Origin of the sequence: Mycobacterium scrofulaceum (genome assembly GCF_001667885.1) — a bacterium.
Lineage (GTDB): Bacteria > Actinomycetota > Actinomycetes > Mycobacteriales > Mycobacteriaceae > Mycobacterium > Mycobacterium scrofulaceum_C.
This window is the reverse complement of record NZ_LZJW01000075.1, coordinates 235,332-254,854: the sequence shown is the minus strand read 5'-3', so window position 1 is coordinate 254,854 and position 19,523 is coordinate 235,332. Positions and strand designations below refer to the sequence as shown.

The window sequence follows — 19,523 nt, the reverse complement described above, 5'->3', positions numbered from 1 at the left end:
TTCGAGCGCCATATCTGAGGGAGAGAGCAAATGTCGCAGGCACGACGACTTTCTGGGCGAAGAATCGCGGCGTTGGCAGCCGACGGTTTCGAGAAGGTGGAATTGATAGTTCCTTTGCGCGCACTGCAATTGGCGGGCGCGAAGGTGGATGTCGTGTCGTTGCGCCGCGGCCGCATCCGCGGGGTCAATTTGCACATGCCGGCCAGCCGGGTCGGCGTCGACAAGGTCGTCACCGAGGCCGATCCTGGCGCCTACGACGGGCTGCTGCTTCCGGGCGGCTTCATCAATCCCGATCTGCTGCGGCAGTCGGCGGCGGCCCGGGAGTTTGTGCGCGCGTTCGACCACGCCGGCAAGCCGATCGCCACCTTGTGCCACGGGCCGTGGGTGCTAGCGTCCGCAGGATTGCTCGATGGGCGGACCCTCACCTCGTGGCCGGGCATCCGCGACGATCTGGTGAACGCCGGCGCCACCTGGCTTGACCGGGAGGTCGTGCGCGACCGGAACCTCGTCACGAGTCGGGGGCCACAGGACATGAGGGCGTTCTTGCCGGCGACGCTCGACATCTTCGCCGCGTCGACGGATCAATCGCAGACGGTCACCAACCCCAACGGGTCGGATCCGCAACTCGACAAGCCGCTCGGGTGGGCGATGTCCGCTCTGCGCTGGTCACCGAAGCCGTCGGCGGCGGCGCTGACCAGCGTGGCCGCGGCGGCACTGGCGTCCCCGCTACGGAGGCGGGTTTCCATCAACAACAGTTAGCAGAACGCCACCGCCTTGGCCGACTGGACGGATGGCGCTTCGTTTTTCCCGTACCCGTAGGCGCGCCGCGCGGTTCAGCAGCAAACATCATGCTTGCTGGGCTGCAGCGCGGGTACTCGTCTGAACACGATGACAGCAAAACCCGACCGACGCACGGAAGAGCTCGACCCTTGTGTGCGCGTTTACGGGACGCGGGTCCACAATCTCCGTGGTGTCGATGTAGTAGCGCCCCGCGACGCGCTGGTGGCGTTCACCGGAATCTCCGGGTCCGGCAAATCGTCGTTGGCCTTCGGGACCATCTATGCCGAGGCTCAGCGCCGTTACTTCGAATCGGTCGCCCCGTACGCCCGTCGCTTGCTACTGCCGGCCGGCGCGCCGAAGGTAGACGACATCACCGGGCTACCTCCCGCCGTCGCATTGCAGCAGCGACGGGGTTCGGCCACGTCGCGGTCGACCGTGGGCACCGTCACCACGCTGTCGAACCTGCTGAGGATGCTGTTCTCCCGCGCCGGAACCTACCCGCCGGATGCCACCGAACGACTGGATTCCGACGCGTTCTCCCCGAACACAGCGGTGGGGGCGTGCCCTGAGTGCCACGGGTTGGGACGAATCCATCGCGTGACCGAAGAGACACTGGTACCCGACCCTTCGTTGACCATCCGGGAAGGCGCCGTCGCCGCATGGCCGGGCGCGTGGCAGGGCCAAAACCTACGCGACATCCTGGTGACGCTGGGGTACGACATCGACATGCCATGGCGCAAACTTCCTAAGCGCCAACGCAATTGGATCCTGTTCACCGATGAGCAGCCAACGGTCGAAATCGATCCGAGCCAGCATCCCGTGCAAGCCGACTATTACTACAATGGCACGTTCTCCAGCGCCGAACGTCACGTCCGCCACACGTTGGCCAACTCCCACAGCGCGATGATGCGCCGCCGCGTACTGCAATTCGTCGACAGTGTCGAATGCCCGGTATGCGACGGTTCGGGTCTGCGGCCGGAGGCGCTGAGGGTGACATTCGCCGGGCGCACCATCGCCGACTACGCGGGAATGCCGTTGGCCGATCTCGCGGACGCGTTACGCCCCACGGCTTCCCGGACCGATGCCGCGGCCGCGTACGAGTCAACGGATTCCGGTGAGTTGACCGAAGTGGCGACGATGATCGCCGCCGACCTCGTCGCGCGCCTACAGGTACTCCTCGATCTCGGCCTCGGCTATCTCACGCTTTCTCGCCGCACTCCGACGGTGTCACCCGGCGAGTTGCATCGGTTGCGTCTGGCCACCCAGCTGCGCGCCGGCCTGTTCGGTGTGCTCTACGTGCTCGACGAGCCGTCGGCCGGATTGCACCCCGCGGACGCTGAACCACTGCTCGACGTGCTCGATCGCCTGCGGCGCGCGGGCAATTCGTTATTCGTGGTCGAGCACGACATGGACGTGGTGCGCCGCGCCGACTGGATCGTCGACGTCGGGCCCGGGGCGGGCGAGCTGGGCGGGAACGTGCTCTACAGCGGTCCGGTGCGGGGTCTCGCCGACATCGAGGGATCGGTCACTCGCAGATACCTTTTCGACGAGGGCAGGCCGCCCTCTCGTCAATCCCGCAGTCAGTCCGGGCAGTTGCGGCTGCGCGGGATCTGCTTTCACAATTTGCGCGACCTCGACGTGGACCTGCCACTTGGTGTGTACACCGCGGTGACCGGGGTGTCCGGCTCAGGCAAGTCGACGCTCGTCGTCAAGGTCCTCGGCGACGTTGTGAACAGCCACCTCGGCACGGGACGCGCGGCCGAGCCGGCCCATCCGGATGACGACGAAAACGACTCCGAGATAGTCGATCTCGATCGCGACGCGAGCGTCGGCGTGACGGCGGAGGGTGTCGAGGCGATCAATCGGCTGGTATCGGTCGACCAGCGCCCGATCGGACGGACGCCGCGCTCAACGCTGGCAACCTACACCGGCTTGTTCGACGCCGTGCGCCACGAATTCGCCGCGACGTCGAAGGCGCGCCGCCGTGGTTGGACGGCGGGCAGGTTTTCGTTCAACGTGTCCGAAGGTCGCTGCCCCACCTGTCAGGGAGAGGGGTTCGTGTCCGTCGAATTGCTGTTCCTGCCGGGCACATACGCCACGTGCCCGGCGTGCCACGGAGCGCGTTACTCCGACGAGACACTCGAGGTGCGGTACCGCGGCCGCACGATCGCCGACGTGCTCGCGATGACCGTCGACGACGCCTCGGACTTCCTTGACGACGTGACGAAGGCGGCGCGCAGCCTGACCACGTTGCGAGAGGTCGGACTGGGGTATCTCCGTCTCGGACAGCCGGCGACCGAGCTGTCAGGTGGTGAGGCGCAGCGGATTAAGCTCGCCTCCGAGCTTCAGCGACCGCGCCGAGGGCATACCCTCTATGTCCTCGACGAGCCGACCACCGGGCTTCATCCCGCAGATGTGGATCTGCTCGATCGTCAACTGCACCGCCTGGTCGACGCGGGCAATACCGTGGTGGTGGCCGAACACGAGATGCGGATGGTCGCGGGTGCCGACTGGGTGATCGACCTAGGGCCCGGAGCCGGCAGCGACGGCGGTCGGGTCGTTGCGGCGGGTACGCCCGACGAGGTTGCACGCGCGAGGCACAGCCGAACGGCGCCATATTTGGCGAAACAGTTGCCGTCGTCTGGTACTCGGTGACGGCCATCAGCCCTCGGCCACTAGGCCTTTCACCTGTTGGTAGTAGATGATCTGGCCGCCGCCGGCCCAATTTCCCTCGGGGATTTCGTGGATCAACGTCCACACATGAAATGCGCGCCCGCCCTGCGGTTCGATTCCCGCCGCCGCGCACACCGCGGTGTGCACCTCGGCTGCGAGCTGTTCTTTCCTATCGTTGTCGAGCGCTCCCGCGAAAATCGTTACGTCGACCCGAAATCGCGGCGCACCCGGACCGCGCCCGCCCACCGAGAGCTCGGCCGCGTCGATCGCATGCGTGTAAACCCAGGTGTTATCGCGCAAGAACGGGGTGTCCGGAGCGCGTTCGGCCCGCAGTAGCGCGGTGACCAGCTCGTCGGTCAACCGGCTCAGCGCCTCGTCGTCCACCGACCCACGCACGAAGGTCAGGTCGATCATCGGCATAGTGACTCCTCGCTCATAGCTTCCGCAGGCCTCGCACGACCCTGACGTAGGGCGCGGTCGCGGCAGCGCTCTTGCGCAAACTCGGTTGAATCGCACCGGCATTGCCGACGACCACGTGGCGCAACCCGTTGTCGCGAAACTCGGCGATCTGCTCGATGACCTCATCGGGCATTCCGACCGCAAACAACTCGCGGACCAGCGACCGCGGCGCCTTGGCGGCATAGGACAGCGCGGTCTGCTCGTCGATCGTCTGCGGGAGGAGGTCTTGCACGCCGGTGAAATCCGCCCCCAGTGGGTGTTCGGCGCCGTGGCGCGCCCAGTCTTTGGCGGGCGAGTTGAGCGTGAACACCTTCGCGATATCCGAGTCGACAACTTCGTCGATCTCGTTGCGGGAGCGGCCGGTCACGATGAACCGGATGAGCGCGGGAGTGATGGACATCGGGTCGCGCCCCGCGTCGGAAGCTGCACCGCGCACGATGTCGAGTTGCTCGCCGTACTCCTGGGCACGGGTCGTTCCGGGGAACCAGCCGTCGGCATAGCGTCCGGTGGCTCGCATCATCCGCGGACCGTGGGCGGCAACCCAGATCGGGGGCCACTTGCCTCTGTATGGGGGAAGGGCGAAAGTCGCTTTGTGCAAAGGGAAGAACGCCGAGTCCCGCGTCACCAGTTCGCCGCGTGCGTCCCACAGCGCGCGGATGGTTGCCAGCGCCTCCTCGAAGCGCGCCACTGGCTTTGACCAGTCGACGCCGTAGGGCGCATTGCTTTCCCGCTCGCCGGTTCCGATGCCCAGCACCGCCTTGCCACGGGTGAGCAGGTGCAGCGAGGCGACCGCCTGGGCGGTGACGGCAGGGTTGCGCCTGCCGGTGTCGGTGACGGCCACGCCCAGGCGCATCCGACCGAGCCGATTGCGGCCCGCGAGATAGCCCAGCATGGTCCAGGGCTCGAGGTGAGCATCCATCTTGGGGATCAACCGGGCGGCGCCCACGTGCTTGGGCGTCCACATCGATGGGGGCAGCACTGAATTGAGATGGTCGGCCACCCAGAAGGAGTCCGCCCCGCAGGCGACGCCGGTCAAGTAGTCGGCGCGGATCAATGGCTTCGGGCCGAACCGCGAATTGATCGTGTTGTGCATGACACCCACGCCGAAACCGGCCATCGCTTGCGCTCCTTCGAGCCGCCGGCCTGAGGCTAGCCGATCGGCTATCCCGGACGATAGATGATCGATGTCAGTTGGGCAACGTCCTAGTCCAGCGCGGGAATCAAGAGTCGCGACGACGAGCGCACCGTGTTCCAGCTGGACGTGCCGACGCTGGCATGACGGAAGTTCATGATCGCCGGCGTCGCCGGGTCCTGGTCGTCACTGCTGAGTGTCAGCCGGATGCGGTGGCCGGCTTTGAACCGGTGAGCGTTGGGCACCAAGGGGATTCGGTACTCGACGTCCTCGCCCAGCGGTACAGCTTGGGGGTTGCGGCACGGCAGCGCCGGCGCGCCCGGGCGACTGGCCGCCTCGTCGACCTCGCGCAGGCTGGCGCGCAGCCAGCCCGCGGTCACCTCGGCCGTTTCTCCGTCGGATGCCACGTCATGCAGCGTCGCGATCCACGCCGTGTCGATCGCCGTCGCAGAGGCAACCAGCCGCAGCTCGATGTCACCCACCACATCGACGTCCTCGGTCAGCGGCGCGCTGGTCCAGGTCAGCATCGAAGGCGGATCGATCTCGCTGGGTCTGATCCGGCCCACACCCGAGCCGACGACCATGAATTCGCGGCTGCCCGGATCGCCTTCATCGGCGGCCAAACCGCCGTCGGCCCGCAGGGAAAGTTCGCGATGCCGGGCGGGTGCCGGCGGCCAGGAATCGGCGGTTCGCCACTCGTCGGCGCCGGGCAGGAAGTAGCGGATCGGCGGCCCGTCGATGATTCCGGTGTCGCGGCCCTTGAGCCAATGGTCATACCAGGCCAGCGCCTCAGTGTGCATGCTTTCCCACGGCCAGGTCAGACCGAACTCGCCGAGCATGCCCATTCGCACGCATGGGTTGTCCGACAACCCGTCCCACGCGGCGAAGGTCGACGGCAGGTGTAACGGAACGTTCTGCCAGTCGCACCCCAAATAGACCGGGATGTCGATTTCCTTGAGCAGTGGCAACAGGTTTCGCTCTTCCCACCATTCGTCGCGCGTGGGGTGCTTTACCACCGCCTCCTGCCACAATTCGTCCCACGGGTGGGGGTTATGCGGCAGCCTGAGCAGTTGGCGCAGCATCGTCACCGCCGCCTCGCCGTTCTTGGTCTCGAATTTCTTGTGTACGCCCGGGCTGTTCAGGACGCGCCGCGCCAATCCGATTGGCTTGCTGCGCCACAACTTGTCGCTGCGGTCGGAGGTCAGGCCCATCATGGCGAGAAACGGCGTGATGAATGACGAACTCACCAGCCCATGGTGATTGGCGCCCTCGTACAGGTCGGCCGTCACGGCAAGGGGAAAGATCGCCTTGAGGTGCGGCGGACGCTCGACGGCCGCCTCGAGCTGGGTCATCGCAAAGTAGCTGATGCCGATCATGCCGACGTTGCCGTCGCACCACGGCTGTGCCGCGGTCCACTCGACGAGGTCGTACACATCCCGGCGCTCCTGCGCGTCGAAGAAGTTGAAGGAGCCCTCCGAGCCACAGGTGCCGCGGAGGTTCGCGATGACGTGCACGTAACCGCGCGGCACCCAGAAGTCCGTCCTGCCCGCCTCGATGAACCCCGCCGGGGCGCCGAGGTCCTGCATCTGCCGCGGATACGGCGACGCGGCCAGCAGTGCCGGGAAGCGGCCGTCGGCATCGGGCCGGTGCACGTCGGCCAAAAGCGTTGTGCCGTCACGGACCGTGATCGCGGCGTTGATGTCGGTGCGCGACGCGTACATCGGCTCGCTGAGGTTCCGGTATTCACGGCCGGTGGTCTGCGGGCCGTTGAGTCTCGTCACAGTTTCACGCTACGTTGAGAATAGTTTCAACGCAAGATGAAACTACGGGGTAGGGTGAGAACGTGCCGAATCGATCGATCACCCCCGGCCCGCGCGACGAGCGCGGTGTGCTGGCGGCGCGCATCCTGGCTGCCGCTCGGGACGAGTTCGCCCGGCACGGGTGGGCCGGCACGGCGATCCGCGCCGTCGCCCGCAGCGCCGACGTCGACCCGGCCCTCATCTACCACTACTTCGGCTCCAAGGAGGGGCTGCTCGATGCCGCCACCACGCCGCCGCAGAAATGGCTCGACGCGGTGTCCGCGACGTGGGCGACGCCCAGGGCGGACCTGGGCCGGCAGTTGATACGCACGGTCTTGGACACCTGGACCGATGAGGAGATCGGTCCGATCCTGCGCGCCGTGGTGCTGACGGCCGCCCACGAGGACAAGACCCGAGAGAAGCTGCGGCTCATCGTGGAGCGCGGTCTGATCGGCGGTTCCACCCTCGGGGCCGACGAGGACGATCGGCTGCGGCGCAGCGGGCTGATCGCCACCCAGCTGATCGGCTTCGCGTTGTTGCGCTACGTCTGGAAGATCGAGCCGATCGCGTCCATGTCCGAGGATCAGGTGGTGGCGGCGGTGGCACCGAACCTGCAACGCTACGTCGAGGGCGACATCTCGTAGGAGTTACCGCAACTCGCGGCGACCGGCGGCGACAATGACCGGATGCCACTGTTGCGCACGAACCTTGCGCTCGCGCTCGCCGCGAGTCTGCTCGGTGTCGGGACCGCGCACGCGAGTCCCGACGTTCCGCCGGTGAGCGATGCGGCCCGCGCCGCCGGATTCGTCGATGTCCGCAGCGCGGTCCCCGACGCCATCATCGACCTGCGCTACGCGACGACCAACAACTTCACGCACACGCAGCTGTACCCATCCGACGCCCGATGTCTGGTGCACCAGTCGATGGCGTCCGGGTTGGCGACGGCCGCGACCGCGCTGCGCCCGCAGGGGCACCTGCTGGTGTTCTGGGACTGTTATCGGCCGCACGATGTGCAGGTCAAGATGTTCAACGTCGTCCCCAACCCGGCTTGGGTCGCGCGGCCGGGTCAGTATGCGCACAGCCACGAGTCGGGGCGCTCGGTCGACGTGACATTCACGACGGCCCAGCAGCCCTGCGCGTCCGGGCTCCACGCGGACGGGCTCTGCCTGGCCGACATGGGCACCGACTTCGACGATTTTTCCTCGCGCGCAAACGCTTTCGCCACCGAGGGCGTCAGCGCCGACGAGCAAGCGAACCGGGCCGCGCTGCGAAATGCGATGAAATACGGCGGGTTGGTGCCGTACTCGGGGGAGTGGTGGCACTTCGATGGCCCAGGCGCCGCGGTCGACCGCCCGATCCTGAACGTGCCGGTCGACTAGTCTCATATATTGGGATAGAAGTTTCATAATATGATCGAAGCCCGTAGGCTTCGGGCATGAACGGCGACAGCGGGGCCACCTACACGCACGGCCACCACGAATCGGTGCTGCGGAGTCACCAACGACGCACCGCGGAGGACTCCGCGGCCTATCTGCTGCCCCACCTCAAATCGGGACTGTCGGTCCTGGACGTCGGGTGCGGGCCGGGCACGATCACGGCCGATCTCGCCGCCCGGGTGGCACCGGGGCCGGTGACGGCCGTCGATCAGTCGGCCGACGTTCTCGACGCGGCCCGCGCCGAGGTCGGGCGACGTGGCCTGTCGAATGTTTCATTCGCCGCCGCCGACGTGCACCGGCTCGACTTCGCCGACGGAACATTCGACGTCGTGCACGCGCATCAGGTGCTCCAGCACGTCGCCGATCCGGTGGGGGCGCTGCGGGAGATGAGGAGAGTGTGCGCGCCCGGCGGACTGGTGGCGGCCCGCGACGCCGATTACGCGGGATTCATCTGGTTCCCGCAAGTGCCGGCGCTGGATCTGTGGCGCGACCTTTACGAGCGGGCCGCTCGTGCGAACGGCGGTGAGCCCGACGCGGGCCGGCGCTTGCTGTCCTGGGCCCAGCAGGCGGGCTTCGGCGACATCACGCCGTCCGGCAGCGTGTGGTGCTACGCGACCCCATCAACGCGCGAGTGGTGGGGCGGCATGTGGGCCGATCGAATACTGCACTCGCGGATCGCGAGCGACCTGTTGGCGTGGGGGCTGGCCACCGGTGCGCAGCTGGAGGAGATCTCCGCCGCGTGGCGCGACTGGGCGGCCGCCCCCGACGGCTGGATCGCCCTCCCGCACGGCGAAATCCTCTGCCGGGCGTAGCTCATCGGCTGCGGGCGACCGCAACGGTTTGTAGCATCGGCCGATGCGCAGCCAGAAGACCGCTGTCGGATCCGAAGGCTGCCATCCCATGGAACCGGCCCCGTCCCCTCGACGCATCGCCGCCGCCTGCATGGTGGGCACCGCCGTCGAGTTCTACGACTTCTACATCTACGGCACCGCCGCGGCGTTGACCTTCCCCACGGTGTTCTTCCCCGGTCTGAGTCAGACCATGGCCACCATCGCCTCGATGGGAACCTTCGCGGCCGCGTTCGTGTCTCGGCCATTGGGCGGGTTGGTGTTCGGCCACTTCGGCGACCGCCTGGGCCGCAAGGCCACGTTGGTGGCGACGTTGCTGATCATGGGAGTGTCGACCGTGGCCGTCGGGTTGACTCCCGGGACCGCCGCGATCGGTGTGGCCGCGCCGCTGATCGTGCTGGCCCTGCGTGTGCTGCAGGGGTTCGCCGTCGGCGGTGAGTGGGCCGGATCGGCGCTGCTGGGCGCCGAGTACGCGCCCGACGCCAAGCGCGGCCGGTATGGCATGTTCACCCCGCTGGGCGTCGGCGTCGCGCTGTTCCTCACCAGCCTGACGTTCTTGGTGGTGAACATCACGATCGGCGAGGCGAGTTCGGCGTTCGTGCGGTGGGGATGGCGGGTGCCGTTCCTGCTGAGCGCCGTGCTCATCGCCATCGCCCTGTACGTACGACTCAACATCGAGGAAACCCCGGTGTTTCGAACACAATTGGCGACCGGCACGCGTTCCCGGGCGCCCATCGTCGAGGTCATCCGCCTGCAGCCCGGGCGGCTACTGCTCGCGTCGGGCAGCTTCGTTGCGGTCTACACCTTCGTCTTCATGGCGGGGACCTACCTGACCAGCTACGCCCATAGCCACGCCGGCCTATCGCGCAACCCGATTCTGGTTGCGGGAATGCTGGGCGGGGCGGCGTGGACGGTAGGTGTGGTGACGTCGGGCACGCTCTGCGACCGACTGGGGCGCCGCCCGATGATGATCGGCGCATGGGCCGTCGGGTTGCCGTGGTCGTTCGCCGTCATTCCGCTGATCGACACTCGCAACAGCGCCGTGTTCGCGGGGGTCATTGTCGGGATCTACGCCATCGCGGGGATCGCGTATGCACCCATGTCGTCGTTCATCCCGGAGCTGTTCCCGACGCGGTATCGCTACACCGGAGCCGGGCTGTCGCTCAACCTGGCCGGCATCGTCGGCGGCGCCGTGCCACCGATCGTCGCGGGGCCTGTGCTGACGCGCTACGGCGGCGGGGCCATCGGAGCCATGATGGCCGTTCTCGTCCTGATCAGCCTCGCCAGTACGTACCTGCTGCCCGAAACGAGGGGCACATCGCTGGGGGATGGCTGACGCCAGGCGGTGTCTGCCCAGCTCAGGCGCATGGTATTGGCATTCTCTTTTTTTGCAAGTACGTTATTCACCGATGGATAATACGGCCCACACTCCGTCAGGTATTCCGTTGCAGCCGGTCTATGGGCCGGCGGACGTCAGCGCGGAGCCTCCGCAGCCGGGGGAGTTTCCCTTCACCCGGGGTAATTTCGCGTCCGGCTACCGGGGCAAGCTCTGGACCTTCCGCCAATACTCGGGGTTCGGCACCGCCGAGGAATCCAATCGTCGGTACCGCTACCTGCTGGAGCAGGGCGGGACCGGGCTGTCGGTGGCGCTCGACCTGCCCACCCAGTGCGGGTACGACTCCGACGATCCCGAGTTCGGCGAGGAGGTCGGCCGGGTCGGCGTCGCGGTCGACACGCTGGCCGACTTCGAGATCCTGTTCGACGGCATCCCACTGGACAAGCTCAGCACCAGCATGACCATCAACGGAACGGCGGCGATCCTGCTGGCGTTCTACGTCGCCGCCGCCGAGAAAAAAGGAATACCGCGAGCCAAGCTCACCGGGACCATCCAGAACGACATCCTCAAGGAGTACGCCTCGCGCGGGACCTGGATCTGGCCGCCGGAGCCGTCCCTGCGCCTGATCGCCGACACCATCGAGTTCTGCGCCGCCGAGGTGCCGAGATTCAACGCGATTTCGGTGGCGGGGGCACACTTCCGCGACGCGGGGGCCAACGCGGTGCAAGAGATGGCGTTCACCCTGGCCGACGGGGTGACCTACTGCGACACCGTGGTCGAGCGCGGCCGGATGACGATCGATCAGTTCGCGCCGCAGATCTCGTTCTTCTTCTACACCCACGGCGACTTCTTCGAGGAGATCGCCAAATACCGTGCGGGACGGCGGCGTTGGGCCACCATAGTGAAGGAGCGCTACGGGGCGACGACGGACAAGGCGGCCATGTTCCGGTTCGGCTGCGTCTGCGGCGGCGCCTCGCTGTATGCGCCGCAGGCCCACAACAACATCGTCCGGGTGGCCTATGAGGCGATGGCCGCGGTGCTGGGCGGTGTCCAGTCGATGTTCACCGCGGCCTGGGACGAGCCGTTCGCCCTGCCCACCGAGGAAACCACGACACTGGCACTGCGCACCCAGCAGATCCTCGCGCACGAAACCGGCGTGGCCAGCGTCGCCGACCCGCTTGGGGGCTCCTACTTCGTGGAGGCGCTGACCGACGCGACCGAGGCGCGCATCGTCGAGATCATGTCCGACCTGGACCGGCATGGCGGAATGGTCCACGCGATCGAGGACGGCTATCTGCAGGGTCTGATCGCCGACGAGGCATTCAAGGTCCACCAGGACATCGAATCCGGGGCCCGCCCGGTAGTCGGCGTGAACAGATTCATGACCGAAGAGCCGGAACACGACGTCGTCACCTATGAGCTCGACGCCGAAGGGCGCGACCTTCAGCTCAAGCGGCTTTCGAAGGTCAAGGCCGAAAGGGATTCGGCCACAGTCAAAGCCAGTCTGGCGGCACTCTCACGTGCCGCTGAAGGGGGCGACAATCTGATGCACAACCTCATCGAGTGCGCGAACGCCTACTGCACGGTCGGTGAAATGGTCTCCGCGCTCAAGGCGGTATGGGGCGAGTTCCAGCAACCGGTGGTGTTCTAGTGGCACCCCGGATTCTGGTCGCCAAGCCTGGCCTGGATGGGCACGACCGCGGCGCCAAAATCGTCGCCCGCACCCTGCGCGACGCCGGCTTCGAGGTGATCTACACCGGCATCCGGCAGCGCATCGAGGACATCGCCTCGATCGCCGTCCAGGAGGACGTGGCGGTCGTCGGGTTGAGCATCCTGTCCGGTGCCCACCTCGCGCTCACCGCACGCACCATCGAGGCCCTGCGGGCCGCCGACGCCGCGGACATCGCCGTCGTGGTCGGCGGAACCATTCCGCACGCCGACGTGCCCAAGCTGCTATCCGCCGGCGCCGCAGCGGTTTTCCCCACCGGAACACCGCTCGACGTGCTGGTGCGCGAGATCCGCGCGCTGACCGGCACCCCCGAACCCATGGAGGACCAGTGCGCGTCGGAGTGATGATCGGCGCCGAGCGCGGCGAGATGGCCCGCAAGGTGCACAAGCTGGCCTCCGATATCGAGTGGGCCGAATCCGCGGGTCTGGACACCGCATGGATGCCGCAGGTTCCCGACGATTTCGACTGCCTGACCATGGTGTCGCTGATGGCCGCGCACAGCTCACGGATCGAGCTCGGCACCGCCGTGGTTCCGCTGCAGGCCCAGCATCCGATCGCCCTTGCCCGCCAAGCGCTCTCGACGCACGCCGTGACCGGCGGGCGACTGGCGCTGGGCGTCGGGCCGTCGCACCACTGGATCATTCGGGACATGCTCGGCCTGCCGTATGAAAAGCCCGCCGCCTACACCCGCGACTACCTGCAGGTCCTCAACGCCGCCCTTGCCGGGCCGGGACCGGTTGACGTGGAGAACGATTCGTTCACGGTGCACAATCCGCTGGTGATCGGGGCCGATACTCCGATGCCGGTTCTGGTCGCCGCCCTGGGTCCCGTGATGCTGCAACTGGCCGGTGAACTCGCCGACGGCACCGTGTTGTGGATGGCCGACGAGCGGGCGATCGGAGACCACATCGCGCCCAAGATCACCAAGGCCGCGGCGGATGCCGGGCGCCCCGCGCCACGGATCGTCGCCGGCATCCCGGTATGCCTCTGTGAGCCGGCGCGAGTCGAGGAGGCCAAGGAGCGGGCCAACCGCATCCTGGGCGAGGCCGAGGTGTCGCCCAACTACCAGCGCCTGCTGGAACGCGGCGACGCGCGTGATGTCGGTGACCTGTGTGCGGCCGGCGACGAGCAGGCGATCCTCACCCGGATGCGGCGCTTCGCCGACGCCGGCGTGACCGACTTGTCGGTGCGACTGCTGCCCATCGGCGACACCCGCGACGAGCTGGTCGCCTCCAAACGCCGCACGCGTGAGATGATCGCAGCCCTCGCAACGGAATTGCGTTGACCGCAAAGAACGCTGGCCCGCTGGCGGGCATACGTATCCTCGAGGTGGGCACCATGCTGGCGGGACCGTATGCCACCATGCTGCTGGCCGATCTGGGCGCCGAGGTCACCAAGATCGAGCCGCGTGGCGGCGAGATCTCCCGTGGGGTCGGGCCCAGCTACTTCGCCAGCCTCAACCGCAACAAGTCGAGCATCTGCCTCGACCTGAACTCCGAGCTCGGGCAGCAACGGCTAGGTGAGCTGGTGGCCGAATCCCATGCGCTGCTGGTGAACTTGAAGCCATCGGCGATCCGCCGGCTCGGCTTGACCTATGACAGATTGCGGCGGCACAACGAGCGGATCGTGTGCGTCGCGATCACCGGATTCGGCCTCTACGGCGGTGACGATCCGGCCTTCGATTACGTGGTGCAGGCGGGCGTCGGCACCGCCGCCTTGACCGGTGACCCGGACGGGCCTCCGACGCTGCCCGGTTATTCGTCGGCCGACAACTCGACCGGGATGACCGCGGCGCTGGGCTTGCTGGCGAAGGTCGTCTCCGGCACCGGGGGACAGGTCGACGTTTCGCTGCGCGACGTGATGCTGTCGCAGCTGAACTATCACGCGTCCGCCTACCTCAATGACGGTGTCGAGCCGCAGCGGCGTCCGTATGGCGCGCACTCGTATTACGTTCCGGCTCAGCTCTTTCCGACCGCCGAAGGTTATTTGGCGCTGTTCATCACGCACGACGGCTTCTGGAAGTCGTTCGCCACCGAGGCGGGCATCGGCGGGTTTGAGACGATGGCCGAACGGGTGTCCCGCCGCGACGAGGTGCTGGCCGTCGTCGCGGCGATGCTGGCGACCGACACTGCCGCCGGGTGGGAACGCCGGCTGCGTCCGCTCGGGGTGCCTGCGGCGGCCGTCAGGACGCTTCCCGAGGCGCTCGAGGCGACGCCGGAAGTGGTTGTGACGGCGGGTGATTTCCGCCTGGTCGGCAGCCCCATCCACGTGTCGGGTTTCGAGCCCGACTATCGGCCACCGCCGGCGCTACCTCTGAACCCGCCCCCGCGAGCGTGAACCTACTTTCACGTTCGCACTCGAGCGTGAACCTACTTTCACGTTCGGCGTCAGCCGCCCGGACCCGTGAGATGAGCTTCGGCGAGCTTGCGGAAAGCCGCCACCAACCTGCTGCGGTCGCCGGCGCGCGTCGCCAGCACGACGTGGCTGGGCTCGACCCCTTCCAGCGGGACCGTGGTGATGTCCGGCCGCAAGCTGTAGCCGTGAAAGCCCGCCGTAATGGCGACTGCCTGCCCCGAGGCGATGAGTTCGAACTTGTCCTCGAGCGCGTCGATGAAGGGGCCGTCCGGCGCCCGGCGCCCGTCGGGCCGGGGGTCGATGCGCCAGTACGCGCTCCAAGCGGGATCGGAATGGCGCACCCGCGGCATCGGCTCGTTGGCGATGTCGTCGAGGGTGACCGATTCCCGCCCCGCCAGCCGGTGGTCGATGGGGACCGCCAGCACCCGCGGCTCGTCATACAGGACCGTCACATGCAGCCCGTCGGTTGGGAACGGCAGGCGGCTCACCACCGCGTCCACCCGGTGACCGAGCAACGCGTCCAGGGCCTGGTCCCAATCCAGGTGCGAGACTTGAACTTCGGCGTCCGGGTGTTCGCGGCGCATCTCACGAACCGCGGGGGTGACGATCATCCCGGTGGTATATCCGATCGCGATCCGACTGGGCTGGGCGGCGGCCCGGGCCTGGGCGGCGGCTTGTGCGGCCGAGCGCAGCAGGGCCTTGGCGCGCGGCAGAAACACTTCGCCCGCCTCGGTGAGTTTGGTTCCCTGCGGTGTGCGGTCCAGCAGCCGCACGCCCAGCTGCTGCTCGAGCCGGCGAATCTGCCGGCTCAACGAGGGCTGCGCGACCCGCAGCGCGCTCGCGGCTCGGCCGAAGTGCCGCTGTTCGGCGACCACGACGAAATACCCGACCAGCCGCAGGTCGAGATCGATCACCGGCGGTGCCTTTTCGGTCATGCCAGCAGTGTAACGCTGCTATCGGTCCGCTGGGCCGCGCAAAGTGCGTGTGAGCGGCCATGATGCCGATCCGGTATCGCGCCATATGGAACAGGTCTTGGACAGCTGAAGCCGCGCGATCGTTGACTGGAAGTCGCGAACACCGCGCAACGAAAGGGATCATTCATGCATGTCTTTGTGACGGGCGCGAGCGGACACATCGGTTCGGCCGTCGTCGACGAACTGCTCAAGGCCGGGCACCAGGTGACCGGTTTGGCCCGGTCGGACGAGTCCGCAGCCACGCTGCAGGCCAAGGGCGCGAAAGTGCACCGGGGTGACCTCGACGATCTCGACGGTTTACGCTCGGCCGCGGCGGCCTCCGACGGCGTCATCCACCTCGCTTTCAAACACGATTTCGACGACTTCCTGGCCGCGGCCGAAACGGATCTGCGCGCCGTCGAGGCCATCGGGGAGGCGCTTGTCGGTTCCGACCGACCCTTCGTCAGCACCTCGGGAACCCTTCTGCTCTCGCTCTTGGGCCAGGGCGGCGTCGCAACCGAGCACGACACGCTGGCCAGCGGACCGCGCGTCGACTCGGAGAACGCGGTGATCGCACTGGCCGAACGGGGAGTGCGGTCGTCGGTCATTCGGTTGTCCCCGTTGGTCCACAGCGACCTCGACCACCACGGCTTCGCCCACCACCTGATCAACACCGCCCGCGACACCGGCGTCTCCGCCTATCTCGGCGATGGGACCAACCGGTGGCCTGGGGTTCACACCCTCGACGCCGCGCACCTTTACCTTCTCGCTCTCGAAAACGCGCCCGCGGGAAGCCGTTTCCACGGGGTGGCCGACGAAGGCGTGCCGTTCCGCGATATCGCGGGCGTCATCGGACGGCATCTGGGTGTGCCGACGGTGAGCATTCCCGCCGAAAATGCCGGGCATTTCGGATTTCTGGCGCTCTTCGCGGCCCTGGACAACCCGACGTCGAGCGAGCTGACACAGAAGGTGCTGGGTTGGCGGCCCGAACACGCCGGGCTGCTCGAGGACCTCGACGCCGGCCACTACTTCGGACAGTGAGCGATACCGTGGCTGACGCGGTCGTCGACGCGACTCGAAAGGCGCTGGGCCCGCTGGGCGTATGCCTGCCCGTCTCGTTCACCGACACACCGTCCGCCGACACGCTACGCGAGACCGCGCACCGGCTCGAGCGGGCCGGATACGGCGCCGCGTGGACCAACGAGGTGATTGGCAAGGACGCCCTGGTGCAACTCGGCATGCTCCTGGCCGACACCGAGCGCATGGTGTTCGGCACCTGCATCGCCAACATCTGGGCGCGGCCCGCGCAGACCATGCACGCCGCGGCCGCCCAACTGGCGCAGGCGTATCCGGGTCGGCTCGTGCTGGGCATCGGCATTGGATATCCGGAGCAGGCGGCGAGCGTCGGCCGGCAATTCGGGCGCCCACTGAGCACGATGCGCGACTATCTGGAAGGGATGAAGGCCCCGACGTGGCCGCCGGCGCCGGGCGCGCCCTACGTCCGCATCGTCGCCGCCAACGGACCCAAGATGCTGGCGCTGGCAAGGGATCTCGCCGACGGGGCGCTGCCAGCCGGGCTACCTCCGGCGTTCACAGCGCAGGCGCGCGGCGTGCTCGGACCGGACAAGCTGCTGGTCGTCGGCCTGTCGGTGGTTCGCGACATCCAGGCCGCACGCGAGTCGGTGTCGGCGAGACTCGCCGTGCCATCCTATACGTCCCGGCTGGCGGGGCTGGGGTACTCGTCGCGCGACATCGACGAAGTCAGCGACCGCCTGGTCAATTCCGCTGTCGCTCATGGTCATCCGGCGAACATCGCGCGCAGCATCCGCGGACACTTGGCGGCCGGAGCGGACCACGTTCTGTTGTTGCCACCGGTCGGCGGCGAATTCAACGCCGCCATCGAACAACTCGAGGAGCTAGGCCCGGCGCTGGCAGGGCTGGAGCCGACCGTGGCGTGACCCTCGGACACTGTCAAGCTGGCTGCCCGAACGTGCGGTTGGCCGCACGTTCGGGTTCAAGTGTGCGGTCAGCCGCGCGTTGGCGGACGGCTACCGCGACGTGAGCTGCTTCTCCGCGTAGAGCCGCGCCCACTCAGCACGCGACCGGATGGACACGTCGACGTCGGATGATTTGGCGCGCAACGCTTTTACCGTTGCCTGATCCCGAGGCGTTCGCGCGAACGGATCCCAGCTGAAGAACCGGCAGGCGTTGCCCCAGGTGATCTTGTTGATGTCGGAGTCGTCGGCGCCGGCGGCGTTGAGCTCGGCCAGCACCTGTTCGGGGGCGTCCGGCCAGAAGCAGTCCGAGTGCGGATAGTCACATTCCCACGCGATGATGTCGATGCCGATCTCGTGGCGCAGCTTCAACGACGTCTTGTCGGTGACGTAGCAGGCCAGCGAGTGTTCGCGGAAGACCTCGCTGGGCAGCTTGTCCCCGAAGTCGCGCCGCAGCCACTTCTGGTTGGTGTAGTGGCGGTCGCTGCGGTCCAAATAGAAGGGGATCCAGCCGATTCCGCCCTCGGAGAAGGCGAACTTCAGGTCGGGGTAGTTGCGCATAGCGGGGCCCCACAACAGATCCTGGGCACACATCGCCGACACCTGGGTGGCCAGGATGATCAGGTTGTCGATCGGCGCGTCGGGGGCCATGCTGATCGCCCCGAACCCGGTGCCGATGTGCAGGCACATCACCACGTCCTGCTCGGATAGCGTGCGGAAGACCGGCCCCCAGTAGTCGTCGTCGTGGTAGCTCGGAAGCCCTTCCAGGTGGGGCAGTTCCGGCATCGTGACCGCCCGGCAGCCCTTGGCCGCGACCCGGCGGATCTCGGCGCACATGCCCTCGGGGGTCCACGTCGGCAGGATGGCGATCGGGATGAAACGGTCCGGGTAAGAGCCGGCCCACTCGTCGATGTGCCAGTCGTTGTAGGCCGACACCATCACCAGCGTGACATCCTCGCGCGTCATGTTGAGGTGCCGCGCGGAGAAGCCGGTGAAGGTGGGAAAGCACATCGAGGCGAGGATCCCGTTGCGGTTCATATCCCGCACGCGTTCGTGGACGTCGTAGACGCCCGGGCGCATTTCGGCGAAACCGGCCGGGTCGCGGCCCCATTCCTCGGCCGGCCACGACACCACGGCGTTGAGCCCGCTCACGCCCTGCGGCCTGCCCTGGTACATCCACTGGTCGACGCCCTTGTCGTCGACCATGACGATCGGGGCCTCGTCCTTGTATTTGGCGGGCACGTGGCGCAGGAACATGTCCGGCGGTTCCACCACATGGTCGTCGATGCTCACCAGGATCAGGTCGTCGACGTTCATCAGGCTCAGCGGCTCCGCTCGCTCGTCGTCTCGAACAGTTTCGGGATGGGCGCGGGATCCAGCAGCAGGGCGTCGGACATGTTCAGCTGCCCGGCGTTGGCGATCATGTTGTCCAAGATGGCCTGCAGATCGTCGCCTTCGAGTTCGTAGATGGCGATATAGGGGCCCTGTCCGTCAACCGGGCGCAGCCGTCGTGCCGCGACTATTCCGTCGAGCCTCAGGAGTTGGGGTATGTGCACTTCGTCATACCAGGTGTTGTATTCCTGTTCGCGCTCAGGCGAACTCGGCCGGCTTTCGACGTACATGATTCCCTTGGCCATCGCCGCCACCTCTCTTCGGGCCGCTACTCGTAGCGCACCGTGACCGAATCCGTGTCCGGCACGCCCTGGCACGTCAAAATGTAGCCCTCGGCGACCTCGTCATCGTCGAGAGCGTCGTTGACCCGCATGGTCGCGTGGCCCTCTTCCAACTTGGCCATGCACGTGCCGCAGTTACCCGCCTCGCAACTGAACGGCGGTTCCAGGCCGGCCCGCCGCGCGCTCTGCAACAGCGTCTCGCCGGGGACCAGCGGCACCGAGACCTTCTTGCGGTCCAGGTGGATGGTCACCGTGCCCGCGCCGGAGCCGTTTGACGGATTTGTCACCCGTGGGGTCTCCTCGCTGCTTCGGGTGACCGTCACCTCGACCGCCCCCTCCGTACTTGCATTCTTCAC

Annotated in this window: 18 protein-coding genes and 1 pseudogene; 12 read left to right on the top strand and 7 right to left on the bottom strand. The window is 67.2% G+C overall.

What is annotated here, in order from left to right:
- Positions 1–30 precede the first annotated feature (30 nt).
- A pseudogene (locus A5681_RS11680) lies at positions 31–579 on the top strand (type 1 glutamine amidotransferase domain-containing protein); the annotation flags it as partial.
- A 309-nt stretch (positions 580–888) separates the two neighbouring features.
- Entirely contained in the window at positions 889–3,435 is a 2,547-nt protein-coding gene (locus A5681_RS11675; protein ID WP_067273990.1) for an excinuclease ABC subunit UvrA, read from the top strand.
- A 6-nt stretch (positions 3,436–3,441) separates the two neighbouring features.
- Here the strand turns inward: A5681_RS11675 and A5681_RS11670 are convergent, their stop codons facing one another.
- The 3 genes from A5681_RS11670 to A5681_RS11660 form a co-directional block, all read right to left on the bottom strand.
- Positions 3,442–3,873 carry a tautomerase family protein gene (locus A5681_RS11670; protein ID WP_067273987.1) on the bottom strand — a complete coding sequence of 144 codons (432 nt, stop codon included), beginning with the start codon at positions 3,871–3,873 and terminating at the stop codon, positions 3,442–3,444.
- Positions 3,874–3,886: 13 nt separating this feature from the next.
- Positions 3,887–5,029, bottom strand: a complete 1,143-nt coding sequence (locus tag A5681_RS11665; protein ID WP_067273983.1) for an LLM class flavin-dependent oxidoreductase — start codon at positions 5,027–5,029, stop codon at positions 3,887–3,889.
- 86 nt (positions 5,030–5,115) lie between these two features.
- Entirely contained in the window at positions 5,116–6,765 is a 1,650-nt protein-coding gene (locus tag A5681_RS11660) for a CocE/NonD family hydrolase (RefSeq protein ID WP_082968324.1), read from the bottom strand.
- Positions 6,766–6,887: 122 nt separating this feature from the next.
- On the opposite strand from A5681_RS11660, the gene A5681_RS11655 reads away from it, so the two are divergent.
- The 8 genes from A5681_RS11655 to A5681_RS11620 all read left to right on the top strand — a co-directional run bounded on the left by A5681_RS11655 (position 6,888) and on the right by A5681_RS11620 (position 14,529).
- Positions 6,888–7,487, top strand: coding sequence for a TetR family transcriptional regulator (locus tag A5681_RS11655; protein WP_156737938.1), 600 nt, complete (start codon positions 6,888–6,890; stop codon positions 7,485–7,487).
- A gap of 42 nt (positions 7,488–7,529) precedes the next feature.
- Entirely contained in the window at positions 7,530–8,222 is a 693-nt protein-coding gene (locus tag A5681_RS11650; protein ID WP_067273977.1) for a M15 family metallopeptidase, read from the top strand.
- 56 nt (positions 8,223–8,278) lie between these two features.
- A complete protein-coding gene (locus A5681_RS11645) occupies positions 8,279–9,091 on the top strand; it encodes a class I SAM-dependent methyltransferase (protein WP_067273975.1) in 813 nt (270 codons plus the stop codon).
- Positions 9,092–9,179: 88 nt separating this feature from the next.
- On the top strand, positions 9,180–10,463 hold the full coding sequence (locus A5681_RS11640) for an MFS transporter (protein ID WP_067274154.1): 1,284 nt from the start codon (positions 9,180–9,182) through the stop codon (positions 10,461–10,463).
- Between the two features lie 73 nt (positions 10,464–10,536).
- A complete protein-coding gene (locus A5681_RS11635; protein WP_067273972.1) occupies positions 10,537–12,114 on the top strand; it encodes a methylmalonyl-CoA mutase family protein in 1,578 nt (525 codons plus the stop codon).
- The gene (locus A5681_RS11630) at positions 12,114–12,536 is read left to right on the top strand and encodes a cobalamin B12-binding domain-containing protein (protein ID WP_067273969.1); all 423 of its coding nucleotides are present in this window, start codon (positions 12,114–12,116) and stop codon (positions 12,534–12,536) included. The genes A5681_RS11635 and A5681_RS11630 overlap by 1 nt, the downstream gene beginning before the upstream one ends.
- Positions 12,521–13,477 carry an LLM class F420-dependent oxidoreductase gene (locus A5681_RS11625; protein ID WP_067273964.1) on the top strand — a complete coding sequence of 319 codons (957 nt, stop codon included), beginning with the start codon at positions 12,521–12,523 and terminating at the stop codon, positions 13,475–13,477. The genes A5681_RS11630 and A5681_RS11625 overlap by 16 nt, the downstream gene beginning before the upstream one ends.
- A gap of 53 nt (positions 13,478–13,530) precedes the next feature.
- Positions 13,531–14,529 (top strand): CaiB/BaiF CoA transferase family protein, encoded by a 999-nt coding sequence (locus tag A5681_RS11620; protein ID WP_419866316.1) that lies wholly within the window; start codon positions 13,531–13,533, stop codon positions 14,527–14,529.
- 50 nt (positions 14,530–14,579) lie between these two features.
- On the opposite strand, the gene A5681_RS11615 is transcribed toward A5681_RS11620, so the two are convergent.
- Complete coding sequence (locus A5681_RS11615; protein WP_067273958.1) at positions 14,580–15,482, bottom strand: LysR family transcriptional regulator; 903 nt, start codon at positions 15,480–15,482, stop codon at positions 14,580–14,582.
- Positions 15,483–15,647: 165 nt separating this feature from the next.
- Here A5681_RS11615 and A5681_RS11610 point away from each other — a divergent pair, with 165 nt between their 5' ends.
- Together A5681_RS11610 and A5681_RS11605 are read left to right on the top strand one after the other, a co-directional pair.
- On the top strand, positions 15,648–16,541 hold the full coding sequence (locus A5681_RS11610) for an SDR family oxidoreductase (RefSeq protein WP_067273955.1): 894 nt from the start codon (positions 15,648–15,650) through the stop codon (positions 16,539–16,541).
- Complete coding sequence (locus A5681_RS11605; protein ID WP_067273951.1) at positions 16,538–17,458, top strand: LLM class flavin-dependent oxidoreductase; 921 nt, start codon at positions 16,538–16,540, stop codon at positions 17,456–17,458. The genes A5681_RS11610 and A5681_RS11605 overlap by 4 nt, the downstream gene beginning before the upstream one ends.
- A 90-nt stretch (positions 17,459–17,548) precedes the next feature.
- Here the strand turns inward: A5681_RS11605 and A5681_RS11600 are convergent, their stop codons facing one another.
- From A5681_RS11600 to A5681_RS11590, 3 genes are read right to left on the bottom strand one after another with little or no spacing between them, the layout of a single operon-like run.
- Positions 17,549–18,811 (bottom strand): amidohydrolase family protein, encoded by a 1,263-nt coding sequence (locus A5681_RS11600; protein WP_067273948.1) that lies wholly within the window; start codon positions 18,809–18,811, stop codon positions 17,549–17,551.
- 5 nt (positions 18,812–18,816) lie between these two features.
- A complete protein-coding gene (locus tag A5681_RS11595) occupies positions 18,817–19,131 on the bottom strand; it encodes a DUF4286 family protein (RefSeq protein WP_067274151.1) in 315 nt (104 codons plus the stop codon).
- Positions 19,132–19,154: 23 nt separating this feature from the next.
- Complete coding sequence (locus A5681_RS11590) at positions 19,155–19,490, bottom strand: 2Fe-2S iron-sulfur cluster-binding protein (RefSeq protein ID WP_067273944.1); 336 nt, start codon at positions 19,488–19,490, stop codon at positions 19,155–19,157.
- Positions 19,491–19,523: the final 33 nt, after the last annotated feature.